This is a genomic window from Microcoleus sp. N9_B4 (assembly GCF_036701635.1).
In the GTDB taxonomy this organism is placed as follows: Bacteria; Cyanobacteriota; Cyanobacteriia; order Cyanobacteriales; family Microcoleaceae; genus Microcoleus.
This window is the reverse complement of record NZ_JAUBRC010000043.1, coordinates 25,884-41,860: the sequence shown is the minus strand read 5'-3', so window position 1 is coordinate 41,860 and position 15,977 is coordinate 25,884. Positions and strand designations below refer to the sequence as shown.

The window sequence follows — 15,977 nt, the reverse complement described above, 5'->3', positions numbered from 1 at the left end:
GGTGCCTTGAGACTGTTTAGCGCTCAGTCGATCGAAGTGAGCCTGGGCAGACGGCATACTTTATGCCAGAAGTCTCAAACTTGGAACCTCTAGTTTTTTTTCCGCAGTTGATTCTCCCTTGAGAGCGATTAGCAAAATTTAGAAGTGTGACGGCTCGTCGGCTGCGATGTTAATTTCTCACTTTGCCATTCAAAACTCAAGGAATTGAAATTAACTTTGAGCAGGCAGGTAGGATTTAACATCCAGAGTGAGGATGAGGCTGTGAAGATTGGGTGAAGCGCAGACCGAGGGCTATAGCCTACGGGCGATTCAGCGGTCAACTGCAAAGTCGGTAAGGCTTAATTCGAGCCATTAGTCTGTGCTTGGTTGAAAACATCTTCATTTGTCTAAAATTCCCTGTTGGTATAGTCGCGAATTCCATGAGACTGTTGGCGAATCAATACTTTGTTTCTTTGGGGGGTTTAATAATGAACCGCCCAGACGCCAAGTACGCCAAAAAGGAAGAAGAAAGAGGAAGAAGGATAGAAAAATTAATTGCGGGGAATTATCCGGACACGATCTAAGAGGGGTGCGACGGGAGCAAATGTGAGGTGTCACCCTTCACGGATTCGCCAACAGCATCACGCTCTTCGCCCCGAGCTTAAATTGACACCAATACCCTTGTGGTCGCCCCACCAAAGTGTTGCCAACCCCCTACACTCGTCCAAATTCCGGTTGCATCCCCAGTTGGGCCGACACCGGCAGATGCTCTGAACCGATTGGCGGTAAAACCTTGGCTGATTTTGCCCCCCAGTGGTGAGAATACCAAACATAGTCAAGCCTCACCAGGGGAAAAGTTAATTTCCAGTTTAACTGTTTAACCAGTAAACTCAGATCCCACCCGTGAGGAAAAGTAAAGCCAAAACCCACTCCTGCTGTTCGGAAAGCATCTTGCATAACCGCTTTCAAATAATAGTAGTCTTGAGACTGGTCAGTCAGATTAAAGTCCCCGGCGGCAATAGTCGGCAGCGTTTCTTTTTGGAGTCGCCGCACTAAATCTTGAATTTGTGCCGGTCGGTCGCCGTACTCGTAAACTGGGATTTTGAGGAAAGGCAAAATTTTATGCTGGCGAAACCACGGTGGGGTTGTTGAAATGTTATAAAGAACTACATCTTGCTGGTTCATTTCGATAATAGCTCGTTCTTGTGGTTCGTTCCCACCGGCTAGCCGTAACTTTTGGAAAGAGCGAATGGGATATCTGCTGAGAATCACATGGTATCCGCGCCCCAGGTGGTGCGGGTATAATGCGGCCAACTTAGAGAATACTTCTTTGGCGTAATCCTCCTTAATTTCTTGCAAACAAATGAGGTCGGGTTTTTCTTCCTGAATTAGATTAATCAAGGCTTGTGGGGATTTGTGATGCCAGCCGAGGTTGAGAGAAAAAACCTTGAGCGTTGGCGGGGAGTCACTGATGTTCGCAGGCTGGGGAGAAAAGTAGGTGACGTGTAGCCAACCCAGCAGGCAGAGGCTAGCCACAGATGAAACAATCGCGAACCAGCGTTTCTTTATGAGAAAAAACCCTAGAATTGGCAGCAGGAAGATTGGCAAGAAAATCCAAGGAACAAAATCCCCCATCAAGGCAACCGGCCACAACCTGTCCCAAAAGATCAGTCTCAGAATCAGATAGCCGACAATCAGTGCTGAGTAGGCGTAGGCGAACAGTTGAGCAATTCGCTGCAAAAATCGGTAAGGCTTAATCATAGCGCCGTCTGCAATAGCATCCTCTTACTGGTGTGGGGACAAAAAACTGGATACTGCTCAGCTCAAATTAACTGAAATGGCAGATCCCCTACTGAGGCTAGGTAATACACTTCTCATGTGTCCGGCTCTTTTATTTTATACAGACTTCTGGCTGGGAACAGTGATTGAAAATCACGATCGATAATATTGCTATTTAGAGTAAGTTGTTGGTTAAACCAAAATTAGCGATCGCAAAGTTAGGAATCTCAAGCAAATGATCAATCTCAGCGAACTACTCGAACCCATCGCCAGTCAATTTCGCAGTCTGGGAATTCCCGAACCAATTACCCATTGGGGACACCCTGTAATGATGGGGATCGTGGTAGTGGCAATGGGCAGTTTTGTCGGGTATACGGGATGGCAGGGACGTTTGGCCACCGATAAAGATGTCGCACTCAAAAGTCGCTCGGATCACCGCAAGCTTGCACCGTGGATGTTTCTGTTTCTAGCTTTGGGCTATACAGGCGGCTTGCTGTCGCTGGTGATGCAGCACCAGCCAGTCATGGAAAGCCCGCATTTTTGGACAGGTTCGACAGTGCTGGTTTTGCTGGCTATTGGCAGCTTGATTTCGCTGACGGGTTTTGGGGGCAATAAGCTGGCACTGCGCGCGGTTCACGCTTATTTAGGCACGACGGCCCTTGCACTTATGGTGCTGCACGCGGCTTTCGGTTTAAAATTGGGGCTGTCTATTTAGAAGAGGAAGAGCAAGGGGAACGGGAAGGGAAAGAATGTAAGGAAAGAATTTTTGCCATAACTTACGCACGGGTAGCCAGAAACCGGGTTTTTTACCCAAGTTCACGGCGTTTAGCCCTTTACCCCGGTTGAAAAACCCGCTTTCGTTAGTAAGGAGTGCATAATTTCCGCATAGGTTTCCCTGAAATATTCCCCCTCTAAATTGCTAATTAATGAATCAAGCAACGGGTGTCATCTTCTGTCTTGCCTACATTTTGGGATTGATTTCTACAGCGGTTTCTTGGGGTAGATACGCGATACTTGCTTTGGGAATATCGGTGGCGATTGCCCTGCCAAAACTGTTGCGAAAATATACTAAAAATTCTGTCAAAGTTACTAAGAAAAGACGCAGCAGACAAAAAGAAAATGCTCTTGAAGAACCCTTAGATGCGAGGGAAGAGTTGAGTTTGTTGGAGATGCTGCCGAGAGGGAAATGGGTGTGGGCAGTTGCGGGTTTGCTGGCATTTCTAGCTAGCGTTTATTTTGTAGTTCGATCGCCCCAACCGGCAATGGATGACATCAGCAAACTGATTCCGGCTGGCGGAAACACTCAAGAAGTGGCAGTGACAGTTCGCGGTAGAGTTGTCAGTACGCCTCGATTGACTCGATCGGGTCGATCGCAATTTTGGCTAGAAACAGATTTAGTTAGCGAAATCAACGGCGGCGAGGGAGGAGTAGTTGTCAACCGCCCAGTATCCGGCAAACTCTACGTTACAGTGCCGCTGCTGCAAGCAACAAGTTTGTACGCCGACAATACGATCGCAGTTGTGGGTTCCTTGTACAAACCGCAGCCGCCGTCGAATCCGGGGGCTTTTGATTTTCAAGAATATTTAGCCAGAGAAGGAGCTTTTGCAGGGCTAAAAGGGCGTCAAATTGACTGGAGGAGAGAAAAGGCGATCGCGGATGTCAATCGAGTTAACAACCAAGCGGATGCTTTCTGGGAACCCAGCGGGATGCGGCCATCGAAAATTCAAGCGATGCGGCAGCGGATCGTGCGATCGCAACTATCGCAGTTAAATGTTCCCGAAGGGCCCTTGATCAGTGCGATCGCCCTCGGCAAACAAGCAGTAGATTTACCTTACAACATCCGCGACTTTTTTGTGCAGGCTGGATTAGCCCACGCGATCGCAGCTTCCGGCACTCAAGTTTCGATGGTTTTGGCTTTAGTTCTAGCTTTAACCAGGCGTTTTTCCAAACAATTACAATTTAGCTTTGGCGTCGGTGCTTTATTTTTGCTCGTGGGATTAACTGGCTTTGAAGCTTCAGTATGCCGCGCCGCTTTAATGGGATTTGGAACATTATTTGCTTTGGTGCTGAACCGCCAAGTTAAGCCGCTGGGATTGCTGTTAATCGCTGCTACTATTTTATTGCTAGTTAACCCTTTGTGGATTTGGGATTTAGGTTTTCAACTGAGTTTTTTGGCGACTTTGGGATTAATAGTGACAACGCCCCCGCTGATGGCAAAGTTGGACTGGATGCCGCCCGCGATCGCTTCGATTGTTGTGGTTCCGATCGCGGCTTCAGTTTGGGTATTGCCGTTGTTACTTTACGTTTTTAGCGTGGTATCACCTTACAGCATTTTAGTTAATATTATTGCGGCTCCTTTGCTGTGGATTTTGAGTATTGGGGGGATGGTTAGCGCTTTAGCTGGATTAATTTTTCCGCCGGCTGGCAGTGTTTTAGCGCAACTGCTGGACTATCCGGCAAAGGGGTTAATTGCGATCGCCCAATATTTCTCGCAATTACCCGGTAATTCGGTAGCTGTCGGTCAAGTATCAGTGTTTCAGCTAATCGCGCTTTACAGTTTAATTTGCTGGGTTTGGATCGGGGGAAGTTCGGTAACGAGCAATGTAACGGATGTAACGGATAGAAGGAGGAAGGAAGAAAAAAGACTGAAGCCGGAAGCAGTCAGAGGGAAAAACCAGGAAAAGGGGAGAGAGAAGAAGGGGAAAAGCAGAGTTATTAGGCTGCCGGTTTTTTCGGCGGCTTGGATTTTACCGCTGGCGCTTGTGGCGGGAATAAGTATCATAGTTTTGCCAGCTTGGCACGTTCAAGCATCTTTATTTCAAGTTACTTTGCTGGCGACATCTGGGGAACCAGTGTTAGTAATTCAAGATAGGGGAAAAGTGGCGCTAATTAATAGCGGTGATGAAAATACCGTAAGGTTTACAGTGTTGCCTTTTTTGCAGAAGCAAGGAGTTAATTCGGTGAATTTTGCGATCGCCAGTCACGGTCATTTAGGTTTGAGCAGTGGTTGGGGAAAATTACTAGAACGCTTGCCAATTAAAACATTTTATGATAACCAGGCTCCGAAACAAATTCACCGTGGCAACAATCAGGAATTTATAACGGCTGTGCAATCTCGCCAAGGCGTTTACTTTCCTTTAGAAACTAACAGTACCGTCGATCTGGGTTCGACGCGGTTGCAGTTCGTGAATGCGGAGATTCCGGTGGTAGAATTCCTGGTGGGAAATCGAACTTGGTTGCTCGTCGGTGAAATGACACCCGAAGCGCAAAAAAAATTGGCAGCAACGGGAACATTGAAGCCGGCTCAAGTGCTGTGGTGGTCAGGAAAAGCCCTGACGGCTGAGTTATTGGGCGCAGTGGGGCCGCAAGTGGCGATCGCCTCTGCTAACGAAATCGACCCAGAAACCGCAGCCCAACTGCGCCAAAGCAAAACCCAGATATTCTGGACAGGGCGCGACGGAGCCCTCCAGTGGACTCCAGCAGGGGGATTTAAGACCACTCTGGAATCTGAAGAAAATCAAACTTCTTTTTTATAATGATTTACAATGTGGCGCACTGTGCGGTAAAATACTTTTAGCTCACATCTCAAGTTAATTGGAGAGGTGGCAGAGCGGTTGAATGCGGTAGACTCGAAATCTACTTTAGGGGTAACTCTAACGTGGGTTCAAATCCCACCCTCTCCGTACATCTCAGCGTCAAGCGTCAAGCGCGCACCTTATTAACCTAGGGTGCGCGTACCTTATCATTTTATGAAATTCAACTCCACAATCTCAGTAGCATGATAGCTGCTTTCATTTCGGTAAGGTAGAGGCTTAAAATCTCAAGGGAACTCTTAACTCAAAACTGGGCATAAAAAAAGGGAAGAGAGTTGGTAAGGCAGGCAGTTGTAAACCGCTATCTCAATCACGAATAAGGTACGGGCGGAAGATGGGGGAATTAGTCTAGATTTTTTGTTTCCCTATTCCATAGTCGCTAGTTCCTAGCACGAAAACCCCTAGCCTGTGGCTCGTTCCCCCTGCCCCATTTCCTGTTTATCCTAATAACAGGGCTGGTAATTCCGAGGCGGCGCTAATTGCGCTCAAGCCCTACTACGAACTGCTCACGCCGGAAGAGAAATCACAAACTCCGAACCCTGCCCCAGACAAGAATTTACTACTAATGTACCTCCATGTTTTTCCACAACAATTTGGCGGGCGATCGACAATCCTAATCCAGTTCCTTGACCCACCGACTTGGTGGTGAATAAGTGGTTAAAGATGTTTTCCTTAACTTCAGCCAACATCCCCACTCCATTATCCTTAATGCGAATCAAAACCTGATTCTTGTCTTCGCTCAGAGCAGTTTGAACCGTAATTTGATTAGGTAGGGCTTTAATTTCACTAAAACTCCGCCCCTTATTTGACTCCTCCAGAGCGTCAATGGCATTAGCCAGCACATTCATAAATACCTGGTTTAACTGTCCGGGAAAACATTTCACTAGGGGCAAGTTACCATACTCTTTCACAACTTCAATGGCAGGGCGGAACTCGCTGGCTTTTAAACGGTGCTTGAGAATTAGCAGAGTGCTTTCAAGTCCATCGTGAATATTGAAAGCAACTGGTCGATCGCTATCTGCCCTCGAAAACGTTCTCAAACTCGTACTGATATTGCGGATGCGATCGACTCCCTCCTGCATCGAGCCAATCAATTTGGGCAAATCTTCTCGCAAATACTCCAAGTCCATATCCTCAATTTCTGCTTCAATTTCAATTCCCGGATTGGGAAATTTTTCTTGATACAAATCAATCAAGTTGAATAAATCCCCCACGTATTCTTGAGCAGGTTGCAAGTTGCCGGCGATAAAGCCTACGGGATTGTTAATTTCGTGGGCTACACCTGCAACTAAATTTCCCAGAGCAGACATTTTTTCACCCTGCACCAATTGCAACTGCATCTGTTTGAGCTCGTGGATAGACTGCTCTAGTTTTTGGGCATATTCCTGGGATTGTTGATACAGTCGGGCGTTTTGTAAGGAAATTGCTGCTTGCGAGCACAGGATGTTGAGGATGGCGACGCGATCGCTGGTAAAGGCTCCGGTAGCCAGGTTATTCTCCAGGTAAATAATGCCTATCAACTTCCCTTGATGGAGAATTGGCGCACACAGCAGGCTCTTGGGCTGCTGGCGGATGATGTAAGGATCTGCCATCAGCGAAGAATCAGTTGTTGCATTACTAATCAGTGATGGTTGTAAGGTACGTTTAACGCTGTTGATTAACGCAATGGGAAGCTCCTGACTTTCCTCAAGCGGAATTGATAGCAGCACAGTCGAGGAGGAAACGACTGTGCTAATTGCTTCAACAATTAATCGATTCCCTTTGAGCAATAACAAGGCAGATTTGTCCGCGCCGGCATTTTCAATGACCACTTGCAGCAGCGTCGAGAGTAATCGCTCTAGATGAATTTCGCTAGAGAGGGTTTGGGAGGCTTTGAGAACCGTTTTTAGATCTAATACAGCAGATATGCTCCTGCTGCTGGATGTAGACGATCTGCTAATCGTATGGGATGAAATGGTATTCGTTGCATGGAGCGTTATTTCTGATGCGAGCTGTAATTGATCCGATTGCAAAATTAACGCTAACAGTTCAGGATATGATTGTTCCAGCTCGCTCACCTTAGCTGCGGCTCCCCAGCGAGCGTAGCTATAGTAAGCATCGTGCAGGTAGTCTCTAGCAACGCGGGTTTTTCCCCACTCTAAATAGAATTTGGCCGCTAATTCGTTTGCTAAGGCAACTTCTTGGAGATATTCATTTTCTGTTGCTTTAGCGATCGCGCGATCGTAAAATTCTATCGCCTCTGATTTTTGTCCTAAAACTCGGTATCGTTCGGCTTCAACTAAATAAAATTTGTGCAGGTGATTTTCTGGAGCATGGTTAGCCGACTTTTTCATCTTTTCCTGGTTTTTAGCCACCCGTTCGAGAATGCGTTGCTGTTGTGCCTCGGAAACCTGAGAATAGAGTGCCAGATGAGCTAGAGAATCGTAGGTGTACGAGATCGCAACAATGAATAAGCCTGTCGCGTTACCTATATAATTTTCGGCAAGGAGCGCGGCTTCCACCGCCAACTCAAACTTGCCAAACAGATAGCACAGAGTGAGTTCGCTGGCATAGAAATAGTACAGCGCAGTTAGATCTCCCGATCGCTTGAGCGCTGGCACGATTTCCTCGCGCTCGAACGCATCTCCAGTCAGTTGCCAAGGTTCGGCAGAATCGCCGATCACATTCAAAATAGCTTGCTGAAAAACGGTCAAATGGCTGGTAAGTCCTTCTTGCTTGAGGTGCGCCAGTTGCTCTCGGAAGGCAGCGCTCTCTCGGCTGAGATCGTTTAATTCTCGGCCGATAAACCAACAGTATGAAATGTAAGTGAATCCGCAAATAGCAGCCGATTCTAAATCTCCCGTTTCCAATCCAACTTCGTAGCCTTCCCGGAGAAACGGTAAGGAGTTCTTCAGCGGCTCTTTCCAATGGCACACGCTACAGTGAATTGCAACATAGACTCTGGATTTCAGTTCTTTAGCATTGAAACGATCAAGTAACTTCAATGCTAGTTGTGCGAACTGATAGCCACAGTCAATGTCTCCTACCACCCCACAAAGCATCAGTCCGTAGTAAGCATATCCATTTGCAGAGAATGAAGTATTGCCATATTGAACAGATAAATTTACCTGTTCGAGGACAATAAACGGTAACAGCGCTGGAGTGGCAACAAAGGCAGAAGAAGAGACCGCTGTAAGAATCCGTAAAGCCGCTAACTTGTTAGGATCTTTCATCTGAGGCAGAGTTATTAAGTCCAGCGGTTGCCTCCCAGCCAAGATGGATTTAGTTGCCTCGAATGCCTTAGCAGTATCAGATTGACTGGGTTGCTCTGGTAAACTGTGTCCTAAACGCTCCACACTCTTGAGGGCAATCTGTACGGCTTCTAGAAATTGATGTTGGGCTTGAGCTGCTTGAATTAGAACTTCATAGACCTTAATCGTATCCAACAGAGTTTTAGAGTGTTCTGCAATGATTTCCGCCAATTGTTTCATCTGCTCGAAGTTGCCGCTCAGGTAAGCGGCTTCAGTGGCAGCTTCGTAGAGGGCTAGGGTTATTTCGTACTGCGTTTGCCAGCTATCTTCAGCTAACAAGGCGATGCCGGTCGTGCCATACTCAAATGCGGCTGTATAAGCAGTTGCGGCTCTCGCTTTTTGTCCGGCTTTCAGATTGAGTTGGGCGAGTTCTATTTGATCCGATGGATGGACGATCAGGGATTTGCCGATATTTAGTTGGTTAACGATCTCAAACAGTTTTTCTTCTTTTTCGGCAACCGATGAATGAGTTAGTAACAGTTGCCCAATTTTTAAGTGAGCGTTTTTTTTTTGATCTTCTGGAATCAGGGAATAAGCAGCTTGTTGAACGCGATCGTGTAAAAACTTGTATTTGGGTAATTGGTCGTGGGTAATGGATAATTGGTCAAATCCCTTCCCATTCCCGACTATTAATTTGCTATTCCCCTCTGCTTGATAAAACTTATAAATTTCACTAATGGGTAAAATTAGCCCGTCTTGTAGTGCCTTCCATAAAGCGGATGCGGTTTCTGTTGGCGAATTTTCATCAACTATTGCTAAAGTAGCCAAATCGAACTGATTGCCAATACAAGCAGCTAACTTTAAAACGGACTGTGTCCTGGTTGGCAACTTTCGCAACTGAAGTGCCATGAATTCTACTACATCATCCGTTACTGCCAAGGTTCGCACTCGGGCAATATCGCACTGCCAATACCGAGCGTCAAAATTAAATTCAATTAGCCCATCTTCATGCAAAGATTTTAGGAATTGTGTGCTGAAGAATGGATTGCCTAGGGTTTTCTGATAAACGAGTTCTGTCAAAGGCCGAGCCAACGCTGTAGAACAAGCTAGAGTATCGGCAACTAAAATATTTACGTCTGAGCTAGCAAGGGGATCTAAGGTAATAGTATTCACCTTTGCTTCAGTTTTTTGAATATCTACTAACGTCAGCATTAATGGATGCGCTGGAAACACTTCGTTATCCCGATAAGCTCCAATTAATAAGAGATGGCGGTGATCATGAGCACTCATCAGCAGTTGCATCAACTTCAACGATGCTGAGTCTGCCCATTGCAAATCGTCCAAGAAAATCACTAGAGGATGTTCTTTTGTTGTGAATAATTGAATGAATTTTTCAAACAACAAGTTGAAGCGATTTTGACCAGCACTGCCAGAAAGTTCTGGGACTGGCGGTTGCGGTCCGATAATACGTTCTAGTTCGGGAATGACTTCAACGATCGCCCCAGCGCTAGCTCCTAAAGCTGCCAAAATATTCGATTTCCATTGCTCAACTTTAGCATCTGTTTCCGATAGCAATTGTCCCATAAAGTCGCGAAAAGCTTGGACAAATGCACTAAAGGGGAGGTTACGTTGGAATTGGTCGAATTTGCCTTTAATAAAGTAGCCTCGCTGTCTCACAATTGGTTTGTGAACTTCGTTAACGACAGCGGTTTTGCCAATGCCGGAGAAACCAGCCACCAGAATCATTTCGGCGCTTCCTGCACTCACGCGCTCGAAGGCGGATAGCAGGGAGAATACTTCGCTTTCTCTACCGTATAATTTTTCGGGGATGATGAAGCGATCGCACAAATCTCGCTGCCCTAAATCAAAGTTAGCCAGCGTCCCTTTCTCTTGCCACTGGGATAAGCAAGTTTCTAAGTCGTACTTGAGTCCGATCGCACTTTGATAGCGGTCTTCAGCATTCTTCGCCATCAGTTTGCTGACAATCTCAGACAGCACCAATGGAACGCTATTGTTAACTCTTGAGGCTGCCAGTGGTTGTTTTGCGAGGTGGCAGTGTACCAAATCCATTGGATCGTCTGTTTGGAATGGTAACTTTCCTGTTAGTAATTCGTAGAATGTTACTCCTAGCGAGTAGAAATCTGTGCGGTAATCAATGCCTCGGTTCATTCGCCCAGTTTGTTCGGGAGATATGTAAGGTAAGGTGCCTTCGAGCACGTTGGAATTTTGAATTTCTTGGGTTTCGCGCGGTAGTAGGGAAGCGATGCTGAAGTCAATCAGCTTGACTTGTTTGCTGGTGGGGTTAATCAGAATGTTGGCAGGTTTGAGGTCTTTATGGATGACGTGGTGGCGATAAAGTCCGTCGAGGGAGTTGGCGATTTGAATCGCAATAGGCAGAAACTCGCTAACGGGCAAGCCTTTTAGGGGTTCCTGGCTAGCTTCTGCTAGACTAACCATGTAGCGACTTAAGGAAATTCCGCCAAAGTCTTCCATCACCAGAGCATAGTGGTTATGGTAAGTCTCTAGGCTGTATGCCTTAACACTGCCAGGGATCTCTAAGTTTTTAGCAATGACATATTGGTTGCGGAAGTGAACCAGTTCGTGGAAGCGGGGAAAGTCATTTCGCAGCAGTTTGATCACTACTGGCTGCCCATTTGAACACCGAAGGCCGCGATACACTAGAGTTCGATTTCCTGCGTATATTTGCTCGTTAATGTGATATCCTAGGAAAATCTTTGTGATCTTAGTCATATCTACGTATTCCTACTGCCTCTGTCAAGCCAAAAGCTTCTGAGAGTTACTATCTACTATTTTCGCTCGCTCTGCTGTGGTATTGAGTGAATTACATTTTTCTTAATATACTTTGTGGCTCAACTTATGAAAGCACGAGTTTAAAACAATACTTTAATTTTTTATGTAAGAGCTGTTTAGAGTTTACTTAAGACTAAGTTGAAGATGAAGGAGGCTAAGGCTGATTGAACGGCAGCAGTGGATAGAAGAGGAATTTAAGAGGCTAATTAGGTACTTAAGAGCAGTTTTAAAACCGATGTTTGAATGCGATCGCCTATAAAATCTTAATGTCTAGTTTAGGTAATAATTTAATGTCATTAGTACAATTCGGAGCGGAATTTAAAGCGGGAAGCAGAGGAAATTGAGTTTGTGTGTCAGATTTGGGATAAATTGGGATTCCTGGAATCGCCACCCGAATTATTTGTCCAGATGCCACAACAAGCTGCCCCACTCTAATAAGTGAATCAGGCATTAAATGCCAAAATTCAGCAGACTATGGAACTAGCCCAAGTCAATTATATTTTGCCACTCACATACTTACAATTACCAATTATCAATTACCCCTTTGATTGTTTCACTTCCAATACCGGCGCCAGTGAAACAAATTCTCCCACAAATTCTGCATAAAACTATTGCTACCCAAGCGCTGCGACTCCCAAACAGCAGCAGTTTGACCGTTAATTGCCGAAAAACTCGACCAAATATAAGGAAGTTCGGCGATCGCCTCAACCTTCATCCCGTGACGCACAGCCAAAGCGATCGCGTGAATCAACTCAGCAGCTTGCGGCCCCACAATACTCGCTCCCAAAATCTCCCCGTTGCGACGCCCAACAATCTTACAAAAACCAGTTGTATCCCCAGACATTTGAGCTCTTTCAACATTCTTGAAATATTCCCGACAAACAATCAGATCGTCTCCAAAACGGCGCCTTGCTTGCGCTTCAGTCAAGCCAACCCTCGCCAACTGGGGATCAGAAAAAATCGCCCAAGGAATCCCACGATAATCTATTTGAAACATTGGTAAAAACAAAGCATTTTTCACAGCAACTGCAGCTTCGTAATTAGCGATGTGAGGGAAAGGATAACCCCCAGCAACATCGCCGATCGCGTAAATGCGGCGATTAGTTGTTTGCAGCTTTTCATTTAAAATCACCCCCCGATCGCTGAATTTAACCTTAGCCACTTCGATATTTAACGATGAAAAATTGTGTCCTCTACCGGCGGCCAGAAAAATCTCCTCAGCTTCGATCGCCCTTGGCCCAGCTTGAATCCACTTTTTACCCTCAATCACCCTCGCTTGAGTCACCTCAGTAGCAGTCAGAATCCGCACTCCTTCAGCTTCCATTGCAGCTTGCACCAACCCAGCAGCCTCCCGGTCTTCTTTAGCCAAAATGTGCGAACTTTTCACTACCAAAGTGACAGCAACCCCCAGCCGAGCAAAAGTCTGAGCCACTTCTACACCGCTGGGATCTGCGCCGATTACAGCCAAACTTTTAGGCAACTCTGGAAGTTTTGCTAATTCCCCGACAGTTTCCGAAGTAAAAAAGCCAGCAGACGAAAGTCCTTCAATATTGGGAATCGCCGGCCGAGTTGGACAAGCTAGCAAATAACAGAGCGATCGCAATTTTCGCCCGCCGACAACAAAAGCCAAATCCGGTTTCGCCACAAACTCGCCACTGCCAAAAATAACATCGACACCACGAGCAGCCAAAAGGCCGAGATCATCAATTTCTGACAAATTAGAAACAACATCATCTGCCCACTTGAGAACCCCGTCAAACCGCAATTTGAGGGGCATGGAGGAATTCGCGACTTCCCAACGAACCCCCAACTGCTGGCGGCTGATCTGCTGGGCAAAACGAGCAGCCTCCCTCAAAGTTTGGCTGTATCTCAAACCAAGGTCGATCGACTCTTTCCCCCCAGTCGGCAAATCTTGGGAATTACTTAGCGGTTCCACCAAAGCAACGCGGGCCGGGAAATTAGTTGCAGTCAAAGCAGCATAACGTCCGGCCGGAGTTCCACCAATAATCACTAAATCATAGTCAAGCATAAATAAAAAAGTCAGTAGTCAGTAGTCATTAGTCATTAGTTAGTAGTCATTAGTTAGTAGTTTAGGACGATCCGCGCGCGGGGTCAGAAACCCGGTTTCTTCCTAGATACTTCGCTGCAAAACCCAAGATTTATAGCCATCCTAAATCATTTGTGAATTTCTTACTCCCTCCCCTTTATAAGGGGAAAGTTGGGGTGGGATCAAAAATTTACGACTCCTGCAAGGATTGCTATATCATAGAAACCGGGTTTCTTGGGGATGTCGGCTCAAACGACCAATAAAATCGGTTTGTCAACTTTTATTGGTTGTTAACAGTCAACAGTCAACAGTCAACAGTCAACAGTCAACAGTCAACCGTCAGCAGTCAACGGTCAACAGTCAACCGTCAACAGTCAACCGTCAACCGTCAACAGTCAACCGTCAGCTAACGAAGAACTTCGGAAAGTCCAGCAATCAGCCGCAGATTGTCCGCCCTGGAGCGCACAGCCACCCGAAAAAACCGATCGCCCAACTCAGGAAAACTCAAACAATCCCGAATCAAAATCCGGTGTCGTTCCAACAGACTTTTTTGAATAGAAGAAACCGACATCGACGACTCAACCAACAAGAAATTAGCCGCCCCGGCAATTGGCTGCAAACCCGGCAAATTAGCCAAACCCTCAAATAGCTCTCGGCGAGCAACAGGCAGCCAATCCCAAGTTTGCCGCTCAAAAGCAGCATCTCGCACCACAGCAGCAGCAGCAGCAGCAGCCAAAGCATTCACAGGCCAAGGATCGCGCAGTAACTGCCAGCGGCGCAGAATATCGGGATGGGCGATCGCGCAGCCCAACCGCAGTCCCGGCAGAGAATAGAATTTAGTGAGCGATCGTAAAATCACCAAATTCGGAAACTCCTCAACAGCATCGATCAAAGTTTCCTGCTCAGAAGGCGGTAGAAAGTCCATAAAGGCCTCATCCACCACCACCATACCTAACTGCTTCACATAAGGCAAAATCGCCTCCCTAGCAAACAGCAAACCCGTAGGATTGTGCGGGTTGTTCAGTAGCAAACCTCGTCGAGAGGCTGCATCGAGACCAAGAGGAACTGGGATACGAAAAGCAGGGGAGACCAGGGAACGGTTAGAAACCGACAAATCATCGGTTACTAACTCGTTTCCTGCCCCAACGTCCAACGATTTCAGTTCCAACTGAGATATGGCACCATGCTCAATTACTTGTTTAGGAACAGGCATCATGCCTGTTCCACAAGAAAATTCATCTCTTGTGGAATGGGCATCTTGGCCCTTCTTGACAATGGTGCAAGATTTAAGATCCAAAGGACATTTCAGCACCTGCGCGCCGAAAGCCGAAAGAGCCCGCGAGTAATCGCCAAAAGCCGGAGTCACCAAATAAGTCGCCTCCAGCTTCGACAAATCCCAAGCCGCCCAAGTCAACAATTCCGCCGAACCATTCCCTGGCAAAATCCAATCCCGGTCAACATTCAAAGCCTCCCCCAAAGCAGTCCTGAGCTCCCCATAATCCGGGTCTGGGTAAGCCGTCAGACTGCTCAAGTGTGATTGAATTGCAGCCACTGCCGACTCAGGAGGGCCCAAAGGACTGATACTCGCAGAAAAATCGACAATAGCAGAGGCAGGGCAGCCTGCCAGTGCGGCTGCCCAAGCTAAATTCCCACCGTGTACAGGTCTAATCAAGACTCAGTTCGCCAGCTATTCCGCGTTTTTCGGCGGTGCAACTCTGTCCTTAAACAACTTCCCTGCGGAAAATGCAGGAACTCTGGTGGCCGGGATTTCCATCTTGTCGCCAGTTTTGGGATTGCGACCCTCGCGGGCCTTGCGTTCCCGCGACTCAAACGAGCCAAAACCGACCAGCGTCACCTTGTCGCCATCGGAGACAGCTTCCATGATTGCTTCCAGGGCTGCACTCAAAACAGCATCTGCCTGTTTTTTCGTCACGCTAGCCTTTTCCGCCACTGCATCAACCAATTCACCTTTGTTCATTGCGAACTCCTTCTCGATTTGCAAAATTACGTTAAACAGAGTTAGTTCAACTATTAGCTGCGAGTTATCAACTGGATTGAGGTGTGGATGGGGAGGTTTGGGTGGTTCCCGATTGCTCCCGTCCGCTTCCCCGAATCACAACTCCTGCTGAATACCAATTACCCTAGGGTAATTGGTCAGAAAAGGAATTTTTGTTTCTAACTGCTGAAAACCCCACAGCATCTAATTTTCACTGCATTATTCTAAAGTCTTGCCGACCGTTATGGATCGGTGGAACCTTTAATTTATATGCAACTTGCTAATTTTTGTAATTAATCCCAAAATTTAGGTAAAAAAATACCACCTTGGAGACAAGATTTCTCGCCTCGGTGGATTTTTGAACCGAAAAAAAGGAGAAAGAGAAAGAACAAAATGTAATTTGTCAAGGGCTAAAGGAAAAATTTTTTCCTTCTTCCTTCTTTCTTTCCCCTCTTTCTTTCCCCTCTTTCTTTCCTCCCGTGGGGCAGGGCTGTTTCATTCTCCCGAAACCCGCCAGGGGTTGAAACCCCTGGCTAATAGCG

The 15,977-nt window shown here is 46.6% G+C and carries 7 protein-coding genes and 1 tRNA gene; 3 read left to right on the top strand and 5 right to left on the bottom strand.

The genetic code is table 11. The features are described from left to right. Window positions 1-693 precede the first annotated feature (693 nt). Window positions 694-1,740 (bottom strand): endonuclease/exonuclease/phosphatase family protein, encoded by a 1,047-nt coding sequence (locus QUA43_RS24065; protein WP_333156861.1) that lies wholly within the window; start codon window positions 1,738-1,740, stop codon window positions 694-696. Window positions 1,741-1,993: 253 nt separating this feature from the next. On the opposite strand from QUA43_RS24065, the gene QUA43_RS24060 reads away from it, so the two are divergent. The 3 genes from QUA43_RS24060 to QUA43_RS24050 all read left to right on the top strand — a co-directional run bounded on the left by QUA43_RS24060 (window position 1,994) and on the right by QUA43_RS24050 (window position 5,441). Continuing rightward, window positions 1,994-2,473 (top strand): DUF4079 domain-containing protein, encoded by a 480-nt coding sequence (locus tag QUA43_RS24060; RefSeq protein WP_333377072.1) that lies wholly within the window; start codon window positions 1,994-1,996, stop codon window positions 2,471-2,473. Between the two features lie 211 nt (window positions 2,474-2,684). Next, window positions 2,685-5,294: a ComEC/Rec2 family competence protein gene (locus tag QUA43_RS24055; protein WP_333377070.1), complete on the top strand. Its 2,610-nt coding sequence runs from the start codon at window positions 2,685-2,687 to the stop codon at window positions 5,292-5,294. Between the two features lie 60 nt (window positions 5,295-5,354). Then, a tRNA-Ser gene (locus QUA43_RS24050) sits at window positions 5,355-5,441 on the top strand. A gap of 416 nt (window positions 5,442-5,857) precedes the next feature. Here QUA43_RS24050 and QUA43_RS24045 read toward each other — a convergent pair. The 4 genes from QUA43_RS24045 to QUA43_RS24030 all read right to left on the bottom strand — a co-directional run bounded on the left by QUA43_RS24045 (window position 5,858) and on the right by QUA43_RS24030 (window position 15,435). Further along, window positions 5,858-11,332 carry an AAA family ATPase gene (locus QUA43_RS24045; RefSeq protein WP_333377068.1) on the bottom strand — a complete coding sequence of 1,825 codons (5,475 nt, stop codon included), beginning with the start codon at window positions 11,330-11,332 and terminating at the stop codon, window positions 5,858-5,860. 613 nt (window positions 11,333-11,945) lie between these two features. Further along, window positions 11,946-13,421: an NAD(P)/FAD-dependent oxidoreductase gene (locus QUA43_RS24040; protein ID WP_333377067.1), complete on the bottom strand. Its 1,476-nt coding sequence runs from the start codon at window positions 13,419-13,421 to the stop codon at window positions 11,946-11,948. A gap of 424 nt (window positions 13,422-13,845) precedes the next feature. Then, the gene (locus QUA43_RS24035) at window positions 13,846-15,111 is read right to left on the bottom strand and encodes an aminotransferase class I/II-fold pyridoxal phosphate-dependent enzyme (protein WP_333377065.1); all 1,266 of its coding nucleotides are present in this window, start codon (window positions 15,109-15,111) and stop codon (window positions 13,846-13,848) included. Window positions 15,112-15,126: 15 nt separating this feature from the next. Continuing rightward, on the bottom strand, window positions 15,127-15,435 hold the full coding sequence (locus QUA43_RS24030) for an HU family DNA-binding protein (protein ID WP_333198661.1): 309 nt from the start codon (window positions 15,433-15,435) through the stop codon (window positions 15,127-15,129). Window positions 15,436-15,977: the final 542 nt, after the last annotated feature.

What these genes read in the sequence shown, in the direction of transcription:
- QUA43_RS24065 (WP_333156861.1), bottom strand. Translation starts at nt 1,740, where the DNA reads ATGATTAAGCCTTACCGATTTTTGCAGCGAATTGCTCAACTGTTCGCC.
- QUA43_RS24045 (WP_333377068.1), bottom strand. Translation starts at nt 11,332, where the DNA reads ATGACTAAGATCACAAAGATTTTCCTAGGATATCACATTAACGAGCAA.
- QUA43_RS24055 (WP_333377070.1), top strand. Translation starts at nt 2,685, where the DNA reads ATGAATCAAGCAACGGGTGTCATCTTCTGTCTTGCCTACATTTTGGGA.
- QUA43_RS24060 (WP_333377072.1), top strand. Translation starts at nt 1,994, where the DNA reads ATGATCAATCTCAGCGAACTACTCGAACCCATCGCCAGTCAATTTCGC.
- QUA43_RS24040 (WP_333377067.1), bottom strand. Translation starts at nt 13,421, where the DNA reads ATGCTTGACTATGATTTAGTGATTATTGGTGGAACTCCGGCCGGACGT.